A 24,516-nucleotide genomic window follows, 5' to 3' on the forward strand; every position below is an offset into this window, starting at 1 on the left:
ATTCAAGTCCTGTATGCCAAAAGGAGCTGTCGCATAAAGACAGCTCCTTTTTGAGTTTGAAGATGGCAGTTTGTAAGGGACCGGTGCGGCTGAACGCAAAAAGAAAAATCCGTGGCATGACAGCTGGTTCATGCCACGGATTTGTATATAACTTCTATCGGGATCAGCCTTCCAGTACTTCCAGGAGGCAGTCACCACTGATGATCGGTTTGCCTTTGACGGCGTAGATTTCTCCGACTGTACCATCAATCGGCGAGGTAATGGTCGTTTCCATCTTCATGGCTTCCGTTACGACCAGCGGATCGCCTTTCTTGACTTTCTGGCCCTTGGTGACGAGGACGTTGACGACGGAACCGGAAAGGGTAGCACCGATGTCGCCGATCTTGTCGGGATCAGCCTTCTTGCTGGTAACGCTGGTCTGGTCCACATTCTTGTCCTGTACCTGGATTTCACGTTCTGCTCCGTTGAACATAAACGTGATGGTACGCATACCGCTGTCATCGGGATCGCTGATATTGATCAGCTTGATGACCAGGTCTACGCCTTCTTCCAGTTCTACCGTTATTTCTTCATTCTGCTTCATGCCGAAGAAGAACGTCGGTGTATCGAGGACACTGACATCGCCATATTTCTTATAGCGGTCATTGTAATCGGTAAATACCTTCGGATACTGGCAGTAAGCGTTGATATCTTCATCGGTATGACTGTAACCGGCATCTTCCAGTTTCTTGCGGATGGCTTCGAAATCAGCCGGTTCAAGCATCTTGCCCGGACGCTGTGTCAGCGGCTTCTTACCTTTCAGGATGATCTTCTGGAGTTTTTCCGGGAAGCCCTGGTACGGGAAGCCAAGACGGCCTTCGAAGAATTCTACGACAGACTGGGGGAAATCGAGGGTATCGCCCTTTTCATAAATATCTTTTTCCGTCAGGTCGTTCTGTACCATATACAGGGTCATATCACCGACGACTTTGGACGACGGCGTAACCTTGACGATATCGCCAAACATGAGGTTGACATCGTGATACATCTTCTTGATGTCGTTCCAGCGGTCGCCGAGACCGACGGCTTTCGCCTGCTGACGGAGGTTGGAGAACTGGCCGCCAGGCATTTCACAATAATAGGTTTCCGTATTGGGATACGGTTCGGCTTTATCGACGCCTTTGTAGTATGGACGAACCGTTGCCCAGTAGCGGGACATTTCTTCCATGGCATCGACGTTGAGGTCCGGCTGACGGTCTTTGCCGCTCATAGCATAGTAGAAGGTGTTCATGCTCGGCTGGCTCGTACCGCCGGCAAAGGCAGAATAAGCAGCATCGACGATATCGACACCGGCATCGGCAGCCCGGCAGAGGGTCGTCACGGCATTGCCCGAACCATCGTGGGTATGGAGATGGATAGGCAGATCGACGGCATCTTTGAGGGCCGAAACGAGCTGATATGCCGCTTCCGGCTTAAGAAGCCCTGCCATATCCTTGATAGCGATGATATTGGCACCGGCATTCTGCAGTTCTTTTGCCATGCGGACATAGTAATCGAGATTATATTTCGGACGGGACGGATCGAGGATATCGCCGGTATAGCAGAGGGCGACTTCGGCAATCTTGCCCGTTTCCCGGACGGCCTGCACCGTTTCATACATATTGTCCAGGCTGTTCAGGCTGTCGAAAATACGGAATACGTCGATGCCGTTCTTGGCAGAGAGCTGTACGAAATTCTTGACTACATTGTCAGGATAGCTTGTATAGCCTACGGCGTTGGCGCCGCGGATGAGCATCTGCAGCAGGATATTCGGTGCTTTCTTGCGCATCTGGCGCAGACGGTCCCAGGGGTCTTCATAGAGGAAACGATAGGCTACGTCAAAGGTGGCACCGCCCCAGCATTCATAGGAGAAGAATCCCGGCAACTTTTTGGAAGCCGCTTCCAGTACGCGGAGCATATCGATGGAGCGCACCCGCGTTGCCATCAGAGACTGGTGGGCATCACGCATAGTAGTATCGGTGATGAGGACTTTCTTCTGGTCGAGGATCCACTGGGAGAATTTTTCCGGTCCCATGGAATCAAAGAGCTGTTTCGTCCCATCAGGATAAGGGCCATCGACGGGCTGCGGCAGTTCGAGCCGTTCAAAATCCGGTTTTTCCTGCGGTCCCGCATTGGTATAACCGTTAATCGTCGTATCGCCGATATATTTCAGGAGCTTCGTGCCACGGTCATGGACGACAGGCAGATTGAACAGTTCCGGATGTTCATCAATGAAATTGACGTTGTAATCACCCTTGACGAACGACGGCTGCTTCAAGACGTTGATGAGGAAGCCGATATTGGTCTTGACGCCGCGGATACGGAATTCGCCGAGGACGCGGAGCATCTTCTGTACGGCCTGGGCATGATTCAGGCCATAGGTCGTCGCCTTGACAAGGAGCGAATCATAGTACGGCGTGATGATGGCACCGGCAAAGGCATTGCCGCTGTCGAGACGGACGCCAAAGCCGCCGCCGCTGCGGTATACGATGATTTTGCCCGAATCAGGCATGAAGTTATTGGTCGGATCTTCTGTAGTGATACGGCACTGGATGGCATTGCCACGGCATTCGATATCGTCCTGGGATTTGATGCCGATTTCGTCGCTGTTGAGAGCATAGCCTTCGGCCACTTTGATCTGCGTCTGGACAATATCGATACCGGTAATCATTTCCGTAACTGTATGTTCAACCTGGACACGGGGATTGACTTCGATGAAATAGAACTTGCCATCGGGTGTAACCAGGAATTCGACCGTCCCGGCATTGACATAATGGACGTTGCGCATGAGCTTGAGAGCGGCGTTGCAGATATCCTGGCGCAGCTGCTGCGGCAGGGCAAAGGCCGGCGCAATTTCGACGACTTTCTGGTGACGGCGCTGGATGGAGCAGTCCCGTTCGTAGAGGTGGACCACATTGCCGTGTTCGTCGCCCATGATCTGTACTTCGACGTGTTTCGGGTTGACAATGCATTTTTCCAGATAAATTTCGTCACTGCCAAAAGCGAGTTTGGCTTCTGACTTGGCACGGTCGTAGGCATCGCGCAGATCAGCCATACGGTCTACCATACGCATGCCGCGGCCGCCGCCGCCATTGACGGCTTTCAGCATAATCGGGAAGCCCACGTCTTTGGCAAATTTTTCTACTTCGGCATAATTCATGACCGGGCCGTCACTGCCGGGGATATACTGGATACCGGCTTTTTTGGCCTGGATACGGGCATTGATCTTATCGCCGAACATGATGAGATGTTCCACTTTTGGCCCGATGAAGATAATGCCTTCTTCCTGGCAGCGTTTGGCCAGATCGGCATTTTCCGATAAGAAGCCATAGCCCGGATGGATGGCATCGACATCGTGTTCATGTGCGATGCGGATAATATCTTCAATATCTAAATATGCATCAACCGGTTTCTTCCCCTGGCCTACCAGATAGGATTCATCTGCACGGAAGCGGTGCAGGGAAAGCGAATCTTCTTTGGAGTAAATCGCTACGGTCCGGATTCCCAGTTCATTGCAGGCCCGGAATACGCGGATAGCGATTTCACCACGGTTGGCCACTAAAACCGAACGAATTTTTTTCATGAATAGTCCCTCCTGTTATGTTGGATGGCAGCGCCTGCCTTCATTATCTCCCCATAGACAAATCACTGCATCTTTAATTATAACAAATGCCTGCAACTTTACAAGAGAAAGGCGGCTGCTGAACAATATAAATACTGTATACAATATAAGAGCCTTTCCTGTACATGGTTACGGCTCTGCAGGACCGTTCCTGTCGAGCCATTTCATGATCCATATACTGCCTTCATAGAGTATCAGCACCGGCACGGCAATCATCGTCTGGGTAAAGGCATCTCCTGTAGGGGAAATGACCGCGGCAAAGATAAAATCGAGAACGATGAAAGCCTTGCGCTTCCGGCGCAGTCCCTGGGGCGTGACCAGTCCAAGGCGGGACAGGATCAGAAGGACCAGGGGCAGTTCAAAGGCCAGTCCAAAAGGCAGGGTAAAGGACATAAAAAAAGAAAGGTACGCCGACAGGGAAAACATGGGCTGCAGGGACGGACTGGAAAAATCCATGAAAAACTGGATGGCTGCCGGAAGGACCAGAAAATACGAAAAGGCCATTCCGCCATAAAAGAGAAGGACCGCTGCCGGTACAAAAAACAGTACCCAGTGACGTTCTTTGTCCGTAAGGGCCGGCCGGATAAAACACCACAGCTGGAAGGCCCACACGGGCATGGTGACCAGAAAGCCCGTAAAGACGGCCGTATGGAGATAGGAAAAAAACACCTCTGCAGGCTGCATAAAGTACAATTTCCCTGCCGGAGCGGAAATAAAGGCAATAATATCTTCTATATACGCATAGGAGGCACCACTTGCCAGCGTCAGGGCAATCAGGCAGTATATGAGGCGCCGCCGGAATTCTTCCAGATGGCCCGTAAGCGGCAGCACTGCCTCATCGTTCTTTTCCCTTGGATCCATCTTTTGTTCCCTCCGTCATGTCTCCCTCTGTTTCTTCCATCACGTCCGACGCAGCCTTGCGGAATTCACGCAGTCCCCGTCCCAGAGCCCGTCCGATTTCGGGCAGCTTTTTCGGGCCGAATACAACCAGGGCTACGATGCCGATGACCAGCATTTCACTAAATCCTACGTTAAACATATCTCGTTTCTTCCCCCTGTGACAGCTTATAAAAAAGCTCCTGCCTGAGCAGGAGTCTTTTTTACACGTAATGAATCCGGTCCGGGTCGAAGCGGTCTTCTTTCGCCCGTTCTTCTACCGTATCGGCTGCATAGCCAAACGGAATGACGGCAAAGGCCGTAAGACCTTTGGGAATACCGACAGCCCGGCGTACGTTCAATTCCCGGGAGGCATATGGCGCAACTCCGAGCCATACAGCACCCAGGCCCAGACAGACAGCTTCCAGCAGAATATTTTCTACACAGGCGCTGAGGTCCAGGTTGGCAAAGGCACGGAAGCGCATGTTGTCATCGCGGCTGCAGACGACGATTGCGACTGGTGCCTTGGCGGCACATCCGGCATAGAGACTGCAGTGGGATAAATCCTGCAATATTTTCTTATCGCGGACTACGTAAAATTCCCAGGGCTGCTGATTGCCGGCAGACGGTGCTGCCATGCCGGCCCGCAGCATTTTTTCAATTTTTTCTTCTTCTACCGGCCGGGGCAGAAACTTGCGCACACTGCGCCGTTCAAAAATTTCATTCATCTACTCCACTCCCTCCAATATAGGCTCACATCTGTATTATATCATAAAAGCAGAGTACTTCGAAACAAAAATAGCCCCGGCCGGAATCTCTCCCTCACTTTTTTTCTTTATGATCAGTCAGTCCCAGAATATAATCTGCCGATACATCGTAAAACCGTGCCAGTGTAATGAGGCCGCAGATAGGCAGCCGTCGTTTGCCATTTTCATACATCCCATACGCTACTTGTGTACATTTCAAAACTTTTCCTAAGTCAGCCTGAGACATATTATTCTCCTGCCGTAACTCTTTCATGCGACGTTGATACTTCATATCGTTCACCTGCCTGTCAAAGATACAGACGAACATCGCTGTCCCCCTGTTAATGCCTGGGCCTGTCGTTTTCATTCTGTACGGCAAACGGACTGCCAGTACTCGTGATGTCCGGGCCTGTTACTCTGAAACTATCTCTATTATCCCCTGTCTTTAATGACCCGGACACGCTGGATCGCCGGCCTGCCATCGCGGGTCTTTGCCACCGTATCGACGCGGATGCGTTCCAGTTCCGGCATAAATTCCGTCACCACGCGATTGCTCAGTGCGGCCCCTTTCTGCATCTGCTCATAGACCAGAGAGGCAAATTCATACCGCGTCATCATGCGATCTCCGTCGAATCGTCCGTCAGGATACCCTTTTACGATACCATTGCCATACAATTGGGCAATTTCGTCGTAGGCCCAGTGATTTTCCGGAATATCGGGGAATAATTTTGTCTTCCCCGGATCGAGGGCGTTTCCCGCAGCCATACTGGCAATGGCACTGCGCAGATTTTCCACATCGCTGCGCAGGTCTTTGATTTCTTTCGCCATAGCCACGCGGGACGTGGAGACGTGATTCCCCTGTCCCAGTTTCAGACTAAGTCCGGCGTTGACCATATTCTCACCGCCACCGAAACTGCCGCCGACGCTGAACATGGTGTCTTCATTGGGGCGGTAATAGACTCCGGCCGCGACGGCATGGGCATCTTTATAGTTCCCATATCCGGCGGCAAAGTCCCACTTGCTGTCAGGGTCGAAATCCAGCGGATGCAGTGCTGCCAGTGCCGCAGCTCCGGCACCTACACGATTGACACGGGTCCCCAGTCTGTCTATGGACCCGCTCATATGGGAAATAGAATCAGCATTGCTCTTGACCTGATTATCCAGAGCAGTCAGGTTCTGACCGGTCGTACTGTCCGCCTTTACATAAGTGCCATCGGCTGCCGGCCGTACTTCACCGTATACGGTACTTCCTGTCACGATGCCCGTATTGCCACTTTCTACCTTCCCATCGGCCTTCACGCTCACCGTGTAGGTCGAACTGCCATCGGCGTTCGGCGCTTCGTCTACGGTCACATGGTCGCCTGCCACTACGGTGTTTCTCGTATCGGTGCCTGTACCGGCAGACAACACGGCCTGCTTCAGCTGGGCCACGTTGACCGCATCCGTATCGTTCGTACCGGCTGCCACGCTGGTAATCTGCCTGGTAATGGTCGTCCCGTCACCGACGGAAACAGCGGCTGCCGTGGCGTTCCACGTAGAAGACGTATCCTGGGACAGAGCCCTAGACGATGGATCGTAACCGGCCACACCGGCAGCCGTAGAGGCTTTGGACTGTGCTCCCAATGCGACACCGCCGGCTTCTGTTACATTGGCATTGTGGCCGATAGAAACGGCATCGGTTACCCCCGTGGTCATGGTACTGTCAGCCGACCCCAGCACGATGCTGCCGGATGCACCGGAAAGGTCCCGCTTGTTCCCCATAACGACGGCATCTTTCGTATTAGTCACCGTATTTTCCGATCCCGTTACTGATACGTGGCTGACCTGGGACGCCGTGTTCTTATAGCCGTTGATCATGTTGTAGTCGCTGACCGAGCCGGCCGTCCCCGTAAGGGTATTGTTCACGCCGATGAGCTGGGAAGCCCGTGTATAATCGGCTTTATTACCACCGCCTACCGCCAGAGTAGCCCCGCCGCCATCGGCATCGCGGATGATCCCGCGCAGCGTCTCTGCCAGCTCTTTAGCTGAATTTCCGCCTCCTGATGGCGCCGCAATCGTCGTAACAGAGTTGGTGATTTCATTGCCGGCCCCGAAAATGAGGGACCCATTGGAATTAAAGGTGCGGTTCGCCGTGCCGACGATACTGTTGGCCACGCCGGAGTAGTCGCTTTCTGCCGTTTTGGACTCGATACTGTTCAAAGCCCCCGTGATGGTAGCTCCAAAATTCTGCCCCGCTTTGGACGAATAGGAGCTGCCGTCATAGGCACCGGAAATGATAGAATAGGCCCCGTTTACGACGCCAAAGGCGGCATTGTTAAAGCTGTTCGTCCCGATAGTCGTCGCATTCACGTTAATGCCGTAGCTGCGCCTGTTCGCCTCCGTACTGGTGTCGATCGTCATGTCGCCCAATGCGCCTTTGTAGTTGTGGACGCCGATTACGGTTCCGCCGGACCGTGCATAGGAGTTCTGCCCCAGGGCAATGCTTCCCGTTACTTTCGATGGATCAGCCGGAATGAAGGGAGACCGCAACCCAAGAAATCCTGAACCGGTAAATGTTGTCTGATTAAAATTGAACAATTTTTCTTGTCTCCCTGCCATATTTTCGGCGAAGGAATTTTCTCCCATAGCGACGCTTCCGCCCTGATTGACGTAATTATTGACTCTGGCATTGCTCCCGATGGCCACATCACCGCCGCCATTGGCCTCACCGTTGCTATCCATCGTCTTTGCATTCTTTCCTACGGCCACACTCGTATCTCTTGCGGCACTACTGCCCGTACCGATAGCCACGCCAGGCCCATCCCCGGCAGGATTGGCTGCTGGCGCTGCCATAACGGTTCCACTCCAGAACGAGCTGACGAGCATGGCGCTGAGAATCCATGAATGTTTTTTTGTCATAGCTAATGGTCTCCTTTACATGACGATCCGACTAATAATATTAACTTATTTTACAATTATAGGCGTTAATACTACTTGTAATCATACATGTATTGGCATAGAAAAATCAATATAAGTTCTTGCAAAACTATAAATTGTTTATAAAATATTTAAATATAAATACAAAGTGATTTTATATTTTATTCCATTCATATGAACGGAATTTAATTTGTTTTCTATCACGAAAACCATATAATTATCACCATAATAGAATGTTTTCGTCATCGGATAAAATTAAAAATTAACCATAACAAAATGCATAAAAATAATCATTATTTATAGATATGCAACCACGTACAAAAATTTACATATTTTTCTTTAATCGGATTATAATTTGTTAAATATGCATAATTATTCTTTACGTAATTTTTACATTCGGTTATTATCGTTGCAGAACTGTTGTATTTATCACTTTTGCCAAAAATTAGAACAGTTTATTCTGTATGGTCTATGCAATAAAATCATAAAAAGAAAAGGCCATAGCAATATACAAAAAACACGTAGTGCTATGGCCTCGTTCAGAGTCTGAAGCGGGAAGTCCGATATGAGAGGGAATAACTTTTTCATCAGTGCCTCAACGATCGATAAAAAAGGACTGTGCCTGAAAGCATAGACCTTCAGGCACAGTCCTTCTGATTATGGTGCCGGGGGAGGGACTTGAACCCTCACGGTGTTACCCGCCTGATTTTGAGTCAGGTGCGTCTGCCATTCCGCCACTCCGGCATAAAATACTGGAACAAAGATAATTATACCATACTGTATCCATACGTCAAGAGGTATCCTTACATTCCGGCGATAAAAAAAATGGAGCTGCCTTGCCGGGCAGCTCCATCAGGAGTATCGTTCTGATTATCCTGTCAGAGCGATGACAGCTTCTGCCTCAGTCGCCGCTGACCGTTTCTTTTTCCGCTTCTTCCGCCGCCATTTCTTCGGCTTTGACATGAGCAAAGTAGGCTTTGGTTTCGGCTACGACGACACCGGACAAGCCGATGAGTGCGATGAGGTTCGGAATAGCCATGAGGCCGTTTACGATGTCCGCCAGGATCCAGATGACGTCCAGTTTCAAGAAGGCACCGCAGGCGACGAGGATGATGAACACGATACGGTATGGCATAATGCCCTTGACACCGACCAGATATTCCATGCAGCGTTCGCCGTAGTAATTCCAGCCAAGGATAGTCGTAAAGGCAAAGAGCGTCAGGCCGACGCAGAGGATGAGACTGCCATAGGTCGGGAAAGCCTGCAGGAAGGCTGCATTGGTCAGAGCCGCTCCGTTGACATCACCCATCCAGGCACCGCTCACGACGAGGACCAACCCCGTTAGGGTACAGATGATGATCGTATCGATGAACGTACCGGTCATAGAAATAAGCCCCTGTTCGGCCGGCCATTTCGTCTTGGCCGCAGCCGCTACGATAGGCGCACTGCCCAGACCGGATTCATTGGAAAAGACGCCGCGGGCGACACCGTTGCGCATGGCGACGAGGACCGTAGCACCGAGGAAGCCGCCGGCAGCAGCGGTCGGTGTAAACGCATCGTGAATGATTTCATAGATGGCCGCCGGAATCTGTTCATAAAAGATGGCCAGAAAGGCGACGGTAGAGATGACATAGATAACAGCCATGGCCGGGACGATTTTGGAAGCCGCCCGGGCAATGGACTGCAGGCCGCCGATGGTGACAGCAGCCACGACGATAGTGAGAACGACTGCCGTATATTCGACGGGGACATCTGCCGTAAGGCGGGTAATTTCGACGATGGAATTGACCTGTGCAAAGGTACCGATGCCAAAGAAGGCAACCAGTACGCCAAAGAAAGCAAAGAGGACGGCCAGGGGCTTGTACTTCTTTCCCAGCCCGTTTTCGATGTAGTACATCGGACCGCCGGCGACTTCGCCGTTCTTATCGATGGTCCGGTAGCGCACAGCCAGGCACCCTTCGGCGTATTTCGTCGCCATACCGACGAAGGCCGCCATCCACATCCAGAAGATCGCCCCTGGCCCGCCGGCATGAACAGCCGTGGCGACGCCGACGATATTACCTGTCCCGACCGTTGCGGCCAGAGCCGTGCAGAGAGCTTTGAAACTATCGATATCGCCTTCCCCCTGATTTTTCGCCGTAAAGATCAGTTTCAAAGCCCGCGGCAGACGGAACACCTGTAACAACCGGAGCCGGACAGTCAGCATGATGCCCGTGCCAATCAGCAGGATCAGTAACGGTGGCCCCCAGATAAAACTGTCAATCGCATTTAATGTGTCTAAACTCATGACTCTCTCCCTTTCTCTATCCCATAGTATGACAACGAATAAAAAGAAAAATGATGACAAAAAAAGCCTGTCTCCATCATGTCTCCGGAGACAGGCCAAATATAACAGCACAAATACGCATCTGCGCTTTTTTACAGCCTCTGTCCTTTTGCCTGAGAGATAAGGAATGACTTCCGTGCACCTTCGGCGCCCAATAGGGACTCTCCAGAGTCGTGTCTGCATACGGTCCCATCCGGATCCGGATACCTGAGAGTTTGACTCCTTCGGTAGGTCTGTACCTTCTCCCGCATGCTTCATCCACGCAATATGTATGATGTATTTGTTATTATACGCACTTCCTACAAAAAATGCAAGCCCCGTATGGAAATTTGTCCATATGAGGCTTGCATTTTGTACCATGTATACATGATTTTATCAGATATACTGCTGTATCAATTCCATAGCCCGGTCTGCTGTCTGCTGCCATTTCAGCGGGGTCAGGGCAATATGGCCGCTGCGGATGCAGGCAACATCGCTGTTTTCCGGCGCCGTCGTCAGGTCCAGGTCGCCGACGATCTTGTAGCAGAGACTGCCATCAATGTCCCGCTTCTCGGCGATGACATTGTGATAAATCTGCACCGTCTGGGGGACGACCCGGGCGTTCTTCAGGGATATCTCCCCTTCCCGCGGTATGTTGACATTCAGTATGCCCGGGAATTTGCCACAGACAAAGACCTGTTCCACCAGGGCCTTCACCAGACGCGCCGTTTCCCGGCAGCGGTCTTCGTCCATCTTTCCCATGGACACGGCCAGGGCCGGCACCTGATAATATGGTCCTTCCATGGCCGCCGAAACGGTACCGGAATAGAGGACATCGCTGCCGAGATTAAAGCCATCGTTGATACCGGAAATGATGAGGTCCGGCCGGTCATCGCGGAGAAAGTATTCCATAGCCATTTTGACACAGTCCACAGGCGTGCCGGACACGGAAATTTCCCGTACCTTTTCCCCGGTCCCGCCATGTTCGTGGCAATAAAGGGTACGGTTGATGGTCATGGAATGGGAAGCAGCACTGCGCTGCCCCGCCGGGGCCACGACGGTGATTTTTCCGGCATAGTCCATCAGTTCTTCTTTCAGGATCTGCAGGCCCCTTGCCTGCAGGCCGTCATCATTGGTAAGTAATATATGCATAGACTCTCCTATTCTTTATTCTGCTTGCGCAGCAAGGCGGCATTATCGTAGGAAACGGCCCTCGTATGCAGGGTATGGCTCCATTCCATCTTATGACGGTCCTTGAATCCCAGGAAATTGACAGGGATCCAGCTGTACATGAAGAGGGGATAGACGATGAGGTACAGCCACGATTTGGGCGGTACTTTGATCTGCAGCAGCACGATGACCGGTATGAGATACTGCCCGATGCCGAGAACCGTCCATATCTGGACGGGAATGAGCTGATTCAGTATATTCGTGTACAAGGGAATATAGGAATTGACCATGGCAATGCCCGCATAAATCGTAGACATCATCATGAAAAAAGGCTGCGACAGGGTGATGATGCCGTCGAGCATGCGGATATTCCCCGTTTTGATGCCTCTGGCAAAGAGCTTGGGAATGAACCGCTCGCCGCAGTCGCACTGTCCCTGGGCCCAGCGTTTGCGCTGCCGGCAGGACTGCATGAAACCCAGGGCCTTTTCGTCATAAATGATGGCATCGTGGGCCCAGCAGGTGCGCACCCCTTCGAGGAGGACCTTCATGGAAAATTCCATATCTTCTGTCAGGCAGTCACATCCCCAGCCATATTTGCGGACAATATCGGTGGCGATGCACATACCCGTACCGCCCAGAGCCGTCGAAAGGCCGATATTGTACTTGGCCAGATGCCACATGTGGTTGATGAGCCAGAAAGCAATGGAAAACGTCCCGGCAATCCACGTGTCCGTCGGATTCTTGGAATCCATATATCCCTGGATGACCTGTTCGCCCTTGCAGAGGTGATTGTTCATTTCCCGCAAAAATTCCGGATGGACCAGATTATCGGCATCAAAGACGACGAAGGCGTCATACTGTTTTTCCTGGGCCAGCATCTGGGTAAACATCCAGTCCATGGCATAGCCCTTGCCGACGTGTTCCTTATTGGTGCGCACGCGGACAAAGGCCCCGTGGGACCGGCAAACGTCGGCGGTCTTATCGGTGCAGTTATCGGCCACGACGTAGACATCGTACATGTCCTTCGGATAATTCAGTTCCTTCAGATTGTCGATGAGGTTGCCCACGACCCGTTCTTCATTATGGGCGCAGATGACCGCCGCAAAGGTATGTTTTGGCGGCATCATGACCCGGTCTCTCTTTTTCATAAGGCCGAAGCAGGCCAGGATAAAATAGTATAGCGAATAAAAAACGATGATTACTTGTATGGGTATCATGATGATATCCAAAAGATGTTCCATACACGACTCTCCCTAACGAACTCAGTGAGAAGCAGCGGCATTCATGGCCGTATTGACCAGACCAAAAATGATATACAGGAAGAAAGGCATAATGAGGACCAGATGCCAGTCTACCAGCCAGAGGACCAGGGCACCGCAGAGGATGGCGATGGCCAGGGCCGACTTGTGCAGCACATCGGGGCTGGCGCCTTTGAAATCGGGATTATGGACCTTGCTGACCAGATGATATCCCAGAGCCAGGGTCAGTATGGCGATGATCCAGGCCGGCAGATGGACGCCGGACAGGACATAGGTCGCCACGATGCAACCGCCGTTCGGGATGGGCATACCCTGGAAATACCCGTGGACGACGGTCGTATTCAGATTGAAACGGGCCAGGCGCAGGCCGCCGCAGCAGGCATACAGGACAGGCGGTATCATGCCAATCCAGCCCAGTTCATGGAGTGAATAGGAATAGATGAGGAATCCCGTCGCCGCCCCGAAGGATACACAGTCCGACAGGGAATCCAGTTCTTTGCCAAATTCGCCCTGTACCCCCAGTGCCCGGGCCGTGCGCCCGTCGAGGGCATCGCAGACCATAGCCAGCAGGATGCAGACAGCGCCCCATGTAAGATAACCCTGGGATGTAAGCATGATACTCAGGACGCCGAATCCCAGATTGCCTGAGGTAAACAGGCAGGGAATTACTTTTTTCATTCTTGAATCCTCCCTATGATGGTTTCTCCGCCACGGACCTTCTGGCCTTTTGTGACGTATATATCTACATTATCCTGTACGAAGACTTCGATGCAGGAACCAAACTTGATCATGCCGTACAGCTGGCCGTGCTTCAGTTCGTCCCCCAGCGTCACCCAGGATACGACCCGCCGGGCCAGTACACCGGCAATGAGCGTCACGAGGATATTCGTGCGCTCGTTTTCAATGCCCAGGGAATACCGTTCGTTCTCATAGCCTACGCCTTTTTCATAGGCCGGGCGGAAGCGTCCGCACGTGTACTGCTGGAACTTGATGATTCCTGAAAGAGGCGTGCGGTTGATATGGGCATCGAAAATAGACAGGAATATGGTAATCTTCCGGCATTTCTGATTGAGGTAGAGATCTTCGAATGTTTCCTCTACCGATACGACCGTGCCATCGGCCGGCGATACGAGGGCCAGCTCATCGTCGGGGATACGACGGGGCGGATTGCGGAAGAAATAGGCAAAATACAGTGCCAGTACTCCCGGCAGTACGGCTATATAGGGGCTGAGGAAATGCCAGGCCAGTACAGCCAGCAGGGCCGGTACCAGGATAAATACATAACCGTCTTCTATAATAAGCGGTTTTTTCACGTAACCACGGCTCCTTTCATGAGCGGCCACCGAATTTGACGGCAGCCATAAAGCGCGGCAGCGCCAGCATACGCCGGAAGCGGCTCGGTTCTTTGCACAGACGGTACAGCCATTCCAGACGGTTCTGCTGCATCCAGACAGGGGCCCTGCCCACGCGGCCGGCCAGCACATCAAAAGTGCCGCCGACGCCCATGCACACACAGGGTCCCAGGTCGTACAAGTGATCGCGGATCCATTTTTCCTGTTTGGGGACGCCAAGAGCCACCAGCAGGATCCGCGTGCCGTGGCTGCGGATGTCGCCGATGATATCCTGTTCTTCATCTGCACTGAAAAAGCCCGAATGGGTTCCGGCCAGATTCAGTTTTCCATAGCGCGCTTCAATATTGGCCGCTGCTTCTTCTGCTACGCCGGCAGCTGCGCCGAACAAGTAGACCGGAGTCTGGCGCGCTGCCGCCTCTTTGAGCAGCAGTTCCGCCACATCACAGCCAGTGACCCGTTCCTTGAATTTCTGTCCTTTCTGCTCGGCAGCCCAGAGAACGCCGGCGCCGTCGGGAATCACCAGATCGGCTTCCAGCAGTGCCTGTGCCAGTTCGTTATCTTTCTGGGCCCGCATCACCATTTCCGCATTGGCCGTCGCAATCGATGCCGCACGGCCTTCGGCGATGCAACGGAATACAAAATCCTTCGTTTCCGCCAAACTGATATTGGCAATGGGAACGGATAATATATCGATTTTACTAGACAACTCCATCTCCGCCTTATTCTATAATAGTCTGTTCTGCCATAACAAGCAGGACCGTGCCGCATTGGCACTGTATTCTTTATTATAGCTGATTCGCCCGGTTCTGTACATATTTTATGCAGAAATTCCCTGCCCTCTCCATTCAGTTATTCAGCAGTTTCTGGAATGACCCGCCAAACCGCCGCTTCAGGGCTGAAAGGACCTGTTCCTCTGCGGCAGGTCCGTCCACAAAGGATGCCGCTTCATCGCGGGCCTCCGACAGAAGGGCCACGTCGCGGATAATATCGGCGGCGTGCAGATCCGGCAGGCCATGCTGGGCATAGCCGAACAGCTGGCCCGCCCCGCGCAGGAGCAGGTCTTTTTCCGAAAGGACGAATCCGTCATGAATGGTTTCCATATAGTGCAGGCGCTGTCTCGTCTCTTCACTGCCCTGTTTGGAAAGGAGGATGCAGTATGCCTGCAGGCTGCCCCGGCCGACGCGGCCCCGCAGCTGGTGGAGCTGGGCCAGTCCGAACCGCTCGGCCCCGTCGATGAGCATGATTGTCGCATTGGGCACGTTGACGCCGACTTCGATGACGCTGGTAGCCACCAGAAGCTGTATATCACCGCGGGAAAAGGCTTCCATAACGGCTTCTTTCTCTTTCCCGGCCATCTTTCCGTGGACGAGGCCGCAGCGGAACCGGGGAAATACCGCCGTCCGCAGCTGGTCATACAGGGCCGTGGCCGCCTGGAGGTCCACGTTTTCCGATTCTTCCACGAGGGGACAGACGACGTAACACTGCTGACCGGCTTTCATCGTCTTTTCCATGAACGCATAGATGCGCCGGCGCATGGATTCACCTACAGCATAGGTCTTGACGACCTGCCGTCCCGGTGGCAGGTCGCGGATGGAGGACACGTCGAGGTCGCCGTACAGCGACAACGTCAGCGTGCGGGGAATGGGCGTCGCCGTCATGTACAGCGTGTGCGGCGCCCGGCCCTTTTTCTGCAGGGCTTCCCGCTGGCGCACGCCGAAACGGTGCTGTTCATCGGTCACGACGAGCCCCAGAGCCGCAAACTGTACGTCGTCCTGGATGAGGGCGTGGGTGCCGATGAGGATCTGCACGGCTCCGTCCCGCAGGTCTTCCAGAAGCTGCGCCCGGTCCTTTGCCCCGGTCCGTCCCGTGAGCAGGGCGATGCACACGGGCAGCCCCTGAAAGAGGCGGCAGAATTCTTCATAATGCTGGACTGCCAGAATTTCTGTCGGCGCCATGAGAGCTCCCTGATAACCGTTTTCCACAATCTTGGCCAGGGCCAGGGCCGCCACGACGGTCTTGCCGGAGCCGACGTCGCCCTGGACGAGGCGCTGCATGGGCACTTCGCCTTCCATATCGCTCTGGATATCGAGGAAAGCACCGGTCTGGCCCCGGGTCAGGGTAAAGGGCAGCCGGTCGAAAAATTGTTTCAGAAGCGCTCCGTTGGGGCCGCACTTGATGCCCTGTTTCCGGCTTTCCCGTCGCCTCCGGAGGCACAGGCCGGCCTGCATGTCGAACAGTTCTTCATAGGCCAGCTGCTCCCGGGCCTCTTCCTGTTCTTCCCTGCTTTTTGGGAAATGCATCCGTTCATAAGCCTCGATAAGTGGAAAGCGGGAATGGCCCGTCTTCGTGCATGGTGCCGGCAGAAGATCCGGTTCCTTCCGGGCCAGGGTCAGGGCCTGACGCACAGCTTTTCTCACGTCGGACTGGCGCAGCCCGTCGGTCAGGCCGTAGAGGGGCACCAATCCCCGGTCCTGCAGCTCTCCTTCCTCCACATCGGGCGTATTCATCTGGCGCCTGCCATAATTCCACTCTATGCGGCCAAAGGCCGATACAGTCATGCCCGTATGGAACTGTTTTTTCTTGAAGGGCTGATTGAACCAGGTCATTTCTACGGCTCCCGTTTCATCGTGGAGCACGACTTTTAAAATCGTCATCCCCCGGCGGGGACGCAGTTCCTGTATGGTCCCGACGCGGCCGCAGACCAGGACCGGTTCCTTCCGTTCCAGATCTGCCCGGCCGATGGGGACGACGTGGCTCCGGTCCTCATAATCGCGGGGGAAATACTGGAGCAGCCCGGGGATCGTCGTAACGCCCAGACGGGCAAAGAGCTTCTCCCGGCGTATGCCGATGCCGGGCAGCCGGCGAATTGAAACATCCATAAAAATACTCCTTGTAATTTGATACTATTTATTGTATCATATTTTGTAGGCTTTTTATAAATAATCCTTGATTTACCCTATATTTTATGATAAGATTTGTATGTTGTACTGCGAAAGTACTAGGAGGTGTAACCCATGGCAAATTATTGCGAAATCTGCGGTAAAGGTACCGTAACGGGCATGAATGTCAGCCATTCCCATTTAAAAACCAAAAGAACCTGGAAGCCGAACATCCAGAGAGTACGCGCTATCGTAGACGGCGAAGTCAAACGCGTAAACGTCTGCACCCGCTGCCTCCGTTCCGGCAAAGTACAGCGTGATGTATAATCCGGTATAAAAAAAGATGATTCTTCTGTGAATCATCTTTTTTTATACCCTTTTTTTATATATCATCATTTCATATCGATATGACAGGCCAATAGTTCCGCCCGCTCTTCGATACCGGGACAGCGGAGAATGCTTTTCGGTTCGTTGGCCGTTTCCATGAGGGCAAAATGACCGGGCAGGATGAAGTTCTTGTTGCAGTTCAGGGCACCTATGATCTGTTCCGCCACGATATCGCCGCCGCTGTATCCGGAAACGACCAGGGCAAAGACCCGTTTCTTCGAAAAAGTCTGCCAGTCCGTGCGGAACAGAGCCGTCAGGCGGTTGAAAAAAGCCATGATGTTGGCGCCGACGGCATCGTTGTAGTTGGGACAGATGAGAACCAGCGTATCGCACTGACGCACGGCAGGATAGACCTGTTCCACCATGATGCCGCCATAGAAACAGTCCCCCCGTTCGCCAAAATGCAGACAGGCCTCGTAGCTGCAGCCCCGGCAGTCCACGACGGTACCGTTGCGCAGTGATATCTCCTCTACACGGGACGCCGTGAGATGACGACGCACCATTTCCCACAAAAGGAGGGTATTGCTGGTCCGGCGGCTGCTGGCGTGAAGAGCCAGGACGTGGCGCCCCCGTTCTGGTGGCGGGGCAAAGGAAATCAGTTTCTGTACGAGCTGGCGGACGCCTTCCTCATAGGCCCCCAGATTATCGACGCCCCGTACCCGGGCCTGTATGGTGAAATTGTACAGTGAGCCCGTGGCCTCTACCAGGGGCTTTCCCGGAAAGGCACAGCCGGCCCGGTTGGCCATAAAAATCATTTCCCTGCCGATTTTCTTAGTAAACAGCTCATCGGCCCCATCGACGACGACGGCGCCGCAGCAGCCCTCGAGGCAGTGGACATGCTGGGAGAGGAAAGAAATCATACGGGCATAGGCCATATTGAGGCCGCCCCGGGCCAGATTGACGGCAAAGAGGAAGCGCAGGTCTTCCCCGCCGCTGCGCCGCGTGCAGAGTGATACGAACGGTTCCAGACTATCGATCACAGTGTGCGCTACGCCCCGGAGGGCGTAGCGCAGGACGCCGTCTACCCGTTCCGGATGGCCCGGCTCCTGCCAGCCCATTTTAACAACATACAGCATGGTACATCCCTTCTTATCGTAACGCGCATAACCGGAGATAAGCATATTCGATGCGGTCGTATAGCGCCCTGGGAAGGGGCCGGTCCTCGTATACCAGCCCTTCTTCACTATAGCGGCTGCGTACGCCGAGGAAGGCTCCCCGGTCCTTGTCTCCCAGATATACCGACCCGTAATGCCAGCATCCCCGGAGCGTCAGGAGAATGGACAGAGCCGCCGACGACAGGGCCGGCGCGATATACGGCTTATAGCCCAGATTCCGGACGACGTGATTGGCTTCTACGACCTTTTTTGTCAGTTCCCGCGAAAGAGTGTCGTCATAGCCTTCGATGCGGTCGGCAATGACCAGATCTTCCCCGTGGGGTCCGAATGCCCGGCCTTCCGTAAGGTAATGGGCCAGCCGCCCGTCTTTTTCGGCATAGTAACAGGCCCGGGCATTCATGACGCCAAGGCCATAGCCCCGTATCTGCCAGGGCCGGATACCCGATGCGTCCAGAAAAGCCGCGCACAGGGGGTCTACGGGGTCGGAAACGATGCAGACCAGCCCCTTGTACCCGGCGCTCCGGGCAAGCCCGGCAAAATGGCCGATAAGGCCCTTATTGGCTTCCAGCTGGGCCATGCGCACGTCTCCCGTTGCCGAAAGAGGTGGTACGCCTTTGCTGGCACAGAAGATGAAGAGGTCGCAGTCAAAGAGCTGCTCTTCCGTAACGATATGGACGGGAGGCAGGACGGGGCCGTCCCCCTGTGCGGCAAAGGGATAGCGTATCTGGTTGATTTCTATTTCCAGCCGGGATAGATTGTTCCCATTGAGGTCGCAGATGCCGATGGAGGCGATGTCTGCTGCCCCGAGGAGGCGCAGGCCGATGAGCATGGTCGTGCCCACATCGCCCAGGGCCAGTATATGGACGCGCGCTTTCTTTCCCGGCTCAAAGGGCCGGTCGGAAAGCGTCAGGGGCGCCGTAATACCGGCTCTTTCCGGCAGTTCATGGATATAATATACCTCTTTCATGTGCCGTTCCTCCTTATGATTCATCGAGTTTCCAGTATTCACCCCAGCGCAGGCGGATGAGCCGTTCTATGTCGTTTTCTATGAACCGCGTCAGGTCCATATTCTGATCGAAAGCGACCCCTACGTCGATATCGGGGTAGCGGGGATAGGTGACGACTTCGCCGAGGCGCTTCAATGTCAGCCTCTTTTCATACGTTTCCTGATATACGTCCTGCAGGGTCTTCATGATCAGCCGGGCGTTTTTCAGACACGTCAGAGAATAGAGGAAGGCCGCATCGGGGTCACTGTGCTTGATAAAGGCCGGCTTGACATAGGGCAGGATGAGATTGACCGACGGATTGCGGTCGTATCCGCTGTAATCGTGGGCATTGTCGATGCTGTCGCCGCCGATGAAGGGATAGCAGTCCCGTTCATTGAGCCACACTTCCAGTGTGGGCAGATAATAGGCGCATTCGGCCTTGATGTGCTTTTCTGCCATCATATCCATGGCCTGGCCGGTCATGACGCCGACCAGGACCTCTTTGATTTCCACCTGGTTCTTGATGAGATACGGCGTCAGCATACGCATGCGGTGCCCCTTGTGGAGCAGGTCGTCGATGAGGATGACCGGCCGGTTGAACGATTTGATTGTCCGGACCTGGTTTTCCACCGACGAATAATGATGGGTTTCGGCAATGGTAAAGCCTTTGACGGCGCGGTTGAAATACTTTTCGATATGGAGCGATTTCGTGACCGTATTGGGCACGAGGACGTCACTCAGGGCCTTGCCGAAGGGAACCGACATATAGGGGCCGCGCCGCTTTTTCGGATCATCGACGATGGAAACGCCGTTGATATGGGCCATCTTGGTAATGATCTTATGATGCATGGCGCTCGTATTGAACGACAGGAGCAGCTTGCCGGGATAAATGCGCCGCATGACGGCCAGCAGATTGGTATGGGCCTGTTCTAGAGCCTGCAGGACCCGGGGATTCTTATTGAAGGGATTCTTGATGATCGTTTCCACGTCGCGGAAAATGACGATAGGGTCTTTCATATCGACAGCATACAGGGGATGAGAAGCCCCCGGCGGGGCGATATTGACGAATCCCTGTTTCACCAGCGCATCGAGGACCGTATCGTTATAGCCGGCCTCATCGACGGGATGATACACGGCATAGGCATAGTCGCGGGCGATGAGTTCCGTCAGGACTTCCGTAATGATGATCTGGCCAGCATTGGAAATATCCGAATCGTCGGCAATGTACAAAAAGCCGATGGATGCGATGCTGCCGGCGGCATGGCGGCGGATATGGTCTGCCGTCTGCATGTCGCCGAATTCGGACAGCAGGTCCCGGCTGTGGGCGTTGTGGACGGCGGCATAGGCAATCATCTGCTTCTGCTTCCCTGCGTTGTCAATGTAAATCGTCCAGACCCGTTCCTTGTCGATATTGCGGTCCCGTTCGATATAGCGGTCCACTACGTCGATATCGTAGCCCAGGGCGCCGAGGCGGCTGTAAATGGGCCAGAGACTTTCTGCCCCTCTGGGCCGGAAGGCACCGATGCCGATTTCCCTGGCTTCCAGGACGTGTTTGTACGCCGGTTCGCGCAGGTACAGGTTATTATCGTAGATGAAATTCTGGGCCACGGCGTCGATGAGGTTAGAAATATCCCGGTTGAGGTCGATGTTTTCCCGGATACGGGTCGAGCTGATATCTTCGTAGAATTTATCCAGCAGCAGCGGGATGACCTTGCCCGTAATGGGATAGCCGCCAGTTCCTTTCTTGTTCTTCGTTTCCCGCGTTTCTCTGGCAAAGGTGATGTGGTTCACCGTATGGATGGAATCGGCTGTCGGCACGGCTTTATAGGCCGAAGCGTTTTCGATGACGTCGGTCCCGACGGCGATATACAGCTCTTTTCCCGCAAAGATTTCCTTCAGGCGTCGCACGTCGGCCTCGTTGGCAATATTGACCGACACGTCGTCCGGGAAGGGATAAATGTCCTCTTCATCGGCCACGGACATATTCATGATCTTGCGGCGCATGAGCCGCGGCTGAGTATGTTTGGACCAGGAAAATTCATCGAGGGCCAGATAGACATCGAATCCCAGGTCGCGAATCCGGCAGGCCACGGCCTTGTGGCCCAGACTGAAGGGGTCGAAGGTGCCGGGATAAAAGCAGGCCTTATGATGGCGCGGGAACTGGAAGGGGCCGCAGAGGAACTGGTGACGGCTGATATAGCGGTAGATGTGGTTCAGCACGGCGGCATTGCTGTAGAAATCCAGTGTCCCTTCGCTGTTTTCAAAGAGCGTGACCAGCAGTTTCTTGTAGGAATGGGCAAAGAGGAAATCCGTCTGCTTCTGAGGCATGCAGGGGCTGTTGAAGACGAAGCGGCCGATATCGCGGAAGGCATCGCGGCTCCGTTCCTTATCGTAATGGGCATAAGCCTTGATCATGATATACAGGAGATGGCGCTGCCGTTCTTTGTTCTTTTCCTCATAATTGGGAAAGGCCGCCATGAATTCCCGGAAATGTTCCAGAATGACGCCGATGGTGCTGACCATGGAAGACGCCACCTGGGTGCTGGCCGTCAGTATCTGCTGATCCAGGGTGATGACGAATTCATCCAGTTCCTGCGGCGGCAGTTTCAGGATCATGCGGCCCAGGTATTCCGGCACGTACTTGGAAATCTGCAGGTCTCCGATCTCAAGGCCGTTGAAGAGTTCCACCGCCATTTCGTTGCGCTGGGCATAGGTCATGCGGCTGGCAATAGACATGAGCGCCTGACCGGCAGCCTGGCGGACAAAGAGGGATTCGCTCACTTTGAGCAGGTTGGTCAGATGCATGCACAAGTGCATGACCGTGCCGCTGTCACAGCTGTCGTCAAGATAATGGATCATGAGGTCGATATTGGCCACTTTGACGATCCAGTGGGTGCCCATCTTGAGGTCATCGAGATAGAGGCTCCCCTCTTTCTGATAAAACGCCTCCCGCTCGGACGGCAGACCTTTGACGGTCAGCAGGTCCTGCCAGAATTCTTCGTCCGGACACAGCCTGAGGCTGTGACGGCAGTAGAGCGCCGCAATCTGCAGATTCGTATCGCCGGCGCCGGCCGCTGCCGTAATAAACGAGCCGGCGGCCTGGAGGAATATATCGTCCATATAGGCCGGCCCCACATCACTCAGGGCTTTCAGAAGGATGATGTACAGCTCGGTCATGTAGTTCGTCCGTTCATAGTACGAGCGCAGGATGTCCATATAGGCCGGCCGGTCCGGGACGTAGCAGTCCTGAAGGACCGTGCTGACAAAGGTCCCCAGGCAGTAGCCGATCCACATGCGGTGCTGGGCCGTAAAGCGCAGTCCCGGCTTGATGATGAGCGACAGGTAATGGCGGAACAGGACGAGATTGGTGATTTCCTTCTGGGGCAGGGAAACGCCTTCGGGCAGCTCCTTCGTATAGCGGTCATTGAAATCGGCTACGATAGAGCCCATGAGAGCCGCCGCATCCATGCGGATATCCCCTTCCCGGTGGGACAGGAGCTCGTAGAGGTATTTCAGGGTCATCATCTTCTGATGCTCTGTCATATACGTCGAATATTCCCGGAAAATGCTGATGTACGTACGCACGTTTTTCCAGTTCCGTTCACTCCGGGCGGCTTCGATGAGATTGCCAAAATCGCTTTCGCTGCGGAAAATGGCCATGAGGCGCAGGTTGTGATCGATGGCGGCATATTTCAGCTCGGAAACGACATCGTTCCCTTCCATGAGGACCCGTTCGCGGTGGATCCGTTCCGGCGGAAAGAGCGGCGCCTGGGAGAAATCCTCCGGCAGGTCCGTAATGACGCCCCGTTCTTTCATGAACGCTTCAAAGTCCGCCAGTTTGGCGTAGACTTTCTGGTAGCGCTGCTTCTTTTTTTCATCGACGTTATCGAGCTTTCCCAGGATGACGTCGAAGGCCTGGGAAAGGGTATAGAAATGGACGATTTCCCGGCCCTGTTCATCGCGGCTGCTCTTGACGCGGAAATCGGCATAGATGAGCAGCAGCGACTCGGCAGACAGATTTTCCAGTTCCAGATCCCATACGGAGTGGTTGGCAGCAATATGGCCGATAGCCGGCAGTTCAAAGCGGTTGCAGCACAATCCCGTATAGAAATAATGCAGGTACGGGACGCGCCGCTCTTCCTGCTTGCGGCAGCCGTATTTCCCGATATCATGGCAGGCGGCGGCCCCGGAAATGAGGCCCAGGTCCACAGGGACATCGCACTGGCGCAACTGGCGGGCCATGTACATGGCCACATAATGGACGCCGCCGATATGCCCCAGTGTATTAAAGGGCGTAATGTCGATGCCGATGCGCATGAATTCATAGATGTAATTATCCCATATGAGTTCCTTCATGTGGAGATATTCCGGAATGAAGCCGTTGGCCCGGATTTCATCGCGGGACAGGAGCTTCATATCCTTCGTCGGGTCAAAGGGCAGGGTATACCGTTCATACAGATAGAGGCCGCGCAGGATCTGCAGCAGCAGGATCCGGCCGATGCGGTACGGCGGTGCATCGTCCAGTACAACCGTCATGGCCGGTTCGTCCCAGGCCGCTGTATTTTCTGGGAACAACCGGGCCAGGATGGAATAATAGCAGTACGACAGCCAGCCGCCTTCGGGCACGGCAGCAAAGACGTCCAGATACTTTGTCAGGCAGTCAGCGACAGCGGGCGCATAAAACCGGCCGTCTTCATCCGCTGTATGGGCCAGCTCCTCCGAAAGGGGCGCCAGCATGGCCGGCTGGCGCAGGTTCCGGAGCAGCTCCGACTCGTACAGGGGCTGCCGGGCAAAGGATTTGTCACTCAGGGCGTGGCGCAGGGCATCCTGGATAGTTAAGGAGCTTTCACGGATCATAGGATTTCCTCCTCATACGCAAAAAGAC

17 protein-coding genes, 1 tRNA gene and 1 riboswitch are annotated in these 24,516 nt (G+C 53.9%); of the genes, 1 reads left to right on the plus strand and 17 read right to left on the minus strand.

The window, feature by feature from the left end:
• Window positions 1-163: 163 nt before the first annotated feature.
• From DW949_RS01065 to recG, 14 genes are all read right to left on the minus strand, one after another.
• Window positions 164-3,601, minus strand: a complete 3,438-nt coding sequence (locus DW949_RS01065) for a pyruvate carboxylase (RefSeq protein WP_118021430.1) — start codon at window positions 3,599-3,601, stop codon at window positions 164-166.
• A gap of 168 nt (window positions 3,602-3,769) precedes the next feature.
• Complete coding sequence (tatC, locus tag DW949_RS01070) at window positions 3,770-4,501, minus strand: twin-arginine translocase subunit TatC (RefSeq protein ID WP_118021431.1); 732 nt, start codon at window positions 4,499-4,501, stop codon at window positions 3,770-3,772.
• Entirely contained in the window at window positions 4,476-4,679 is a 204-nt protein-coding gene (gene tatB, locus DW949_RS01075; protein ID WP_118021432.1) for a Sec-independent protein translocase protein TatB, read from the minus strand. The genes tatC and tatB overlap by 26 nt, the downstream gene beginning before the upstream one ends.
• Before the next feature lie 61 nt (window positions 4,680-4,740).
• Complete coding sequence (locus tag DW949_RS01080; protein ID WP_118021433.1) at window positions 4,741-5,244, minus strand: nitroreductase family protein; 504 nt, start codon at window positions 5,242-5,244, stop codon at window positions 4,741-4,743.
• A 94-nt stretch (window positions 5,245-5,338) separates the two neighbouring features.
• The gene (locus DW949_RS01085) at window positions 5,339-5,554 is read right to left on the minus strand and encodes a helix-turn-helix domain-containing protein (protein ID WP_118021636.1); all 216 of its coding nucleotides are present in this window, start codon (window positions 5,552-5,554) and stop codon (window positions 5,339-5,341) included.
• 140 nt (window positions 5,555-5,694) lie between these two features.
• A complete protein-coding gene (locus tag DW949_RS01090; RefSeq protein WP_118021434.1) occupies window positions 5,695-8,160 on the minus strand; it encodes an S-layer homology domain-containing protein in 2,466 nt (821 codons plus the stop codon).
• 678 nt (window positions 8,161-8,838) lie between these two features.
• Window positions 8,839-8,922 (minus strand) — tRNA-Leu (locus tag DW949_RS01095).
• A 157-nt stretch (window positions 8,923-9,079) separates the two neighbouring features.
• Complete coding sequence (locus tag DW949_RS01100; RefSeq protein ID WP_118021435.1) at window positions 9,080-10,465, minus strand: sodium:alanine symporter family protein; 1,386 nt, start codon at window positions 10,463-10,465, stop codon at window positions 9,080-9,082.
• A 130-nt stretch (window positions 10,466-10,595) separates the two neighbouring features.
• Window positions 10,596-10,683: riboswitch (glycine riboswitch) on the minus strand.
• 196 nt (window positions 10,684-10,879) lie between these two features.
• Complete coding sequence (gene surE, locus DW949_RS01105; protein ID WP_118021436.1) at window positions 10,880-11,635, minus strand: 5'/3'-nucleotidase SurE; 756 nt, start codon at window positions 11,633-11,635, stop codon at window positions 10,880-10,882.
• Between the two features lie 8 nt (window positions 11,636-11,643).
• On the minus strand, window positions 11,644-12,894 hold the full coding sequence (locus tag DW949_RS01110) for a glycosyltransferase family 2 protein (protein ID WP_118021437.1): 1,251 nt from the start codon (window positions 12,892-12,894) through the stop codon (window positions 11,644-11,646).
• 21 nt (window positions 12,895-12,915) lie between these two features.
• Window positions 12,916-13,590 carry a CDP-diacylglycerol--serine O-phosphatidyltransferase gene (gene pssA / locus DW949_RS01115; RefSeq protein WP_118021438.1) on the minus strand — a complete coding sequence of 225 codons (675 nt, stop codon included), beginning with the start codon at window positions 13,588-13,590 and terminating at the stop codon, window positions 12,916-12,918.
• Complete coding sequence (locus DW949_RS01120) at window positions 13,587-14,225, minus strand: phosphatidylserine decarboxylase (protein WP_118021439.1); 639 nt, start codon at window positions 14,223-14,225, stop codon at window positions 13,587-13,589. The genes pssA and DW949_RS01120 overlap by 4 nt, the downstream gene beginning before the upstream one ends.
• A 16-nt stretch (window positions 14,226-14,241) precedes the next feature.
• Window positions 14,242-14,970, minus strand: coding sequence for a WecB/TagA/CpsF family glycosyltransferase (locus tag DW949_RS01125; protein ID WP_199595670.1), 729 nt, complete (start codon window positions 14,968-14,970; stop codon window positions 14,242-14,244).
• A gap of 139 nt (window positions 14,971-15,109) precedes the next feature.
• Window positions 15,110-17,143 carry an ATP-dependent DNA helicase RecG gene (gene recG, locus DW949_RS01130; RefSeq protein WP_118021440.1) on the minus strand — a complete coding sequence of 678 codons (2,034 nt, stop codon included), beginning with the start codon at window positions 17,141-17,143 and terminating at the stop codon, window positions 15,110-15,112.
• A 135-nt stretch (window positions 17,144-17,278) separates the two neighbouring features.
• Between recG and rpmB the strand changes: the two genes are divergently transcribed.
• Window positions 17,279-17,470 carry a 50S ribosomal protein L28 gene (gene rpmB, locus DW949_RS01135; protein ID WP_059076660.1) on the plus strand — a complete coding sequence of 64 codons (192 nt, stop codon included), beginning with the start codon at window positions 17,279-17,281 and terminating at the stop codon, window positions 17,468-17,470.
• Window positions 17,471-17,535: 65 nt separating this feature from the next.
• Here rpmB and DW949_RS01140 read toward each other — a convergent pair whose 3' ends face one another.
• Genes DW949_RS01140 through DW949_RS01150 form a run of 3 tightly spaced genes read right to left on the minus strand, consistent with a single transcriptional unit; the run spans window position 17,536 to window position 24,488 of the window.
• Window positions 17,536-18,606: a flavodoxin family protein gene (locus DW949_RS01140; RefSeq protein ID WP_118021441.1), complete on the minus strand. Its 1,071-nt coding sequence runs from the start codon at window positions 18,604-18,606 to the stop codon at window positions 17,536-17,538.
• A gap of 13 nt (window positions 18,607-18,619) precedes the next feature.
• Complete coding sequence (locus DW949_RS01145) at window positions 18,620-19,612, minus strand: lactate dehydrogenase (protein ID WP_118021442.1); 993 nt, start codon at window positions 19,610-19,612, stop codon at window positions 18,620-18,622.
• A gap of 13 nt (window positions 19,613-19,625) precedes the next feature.
• Entirely contained in the window at window positions 19,626-24,488 is a 4,863-nt protein-coding gene (locus DW949_RS01150; protein ID WP_118021443.1) for a phosphohydrolase, read from the minus strand.
• Between the last annotated feature and the right edge of the window lie 28 nt (window positions 24,489-24,516).

This window comes from Megasphaera sp. AM44-1BH, assembly GCF_003467125.1.
Lineage (GTDB): Bacteria > Bacillota > Negativicutes > Veillonellales > Megasphaeraceae > Megasphaera.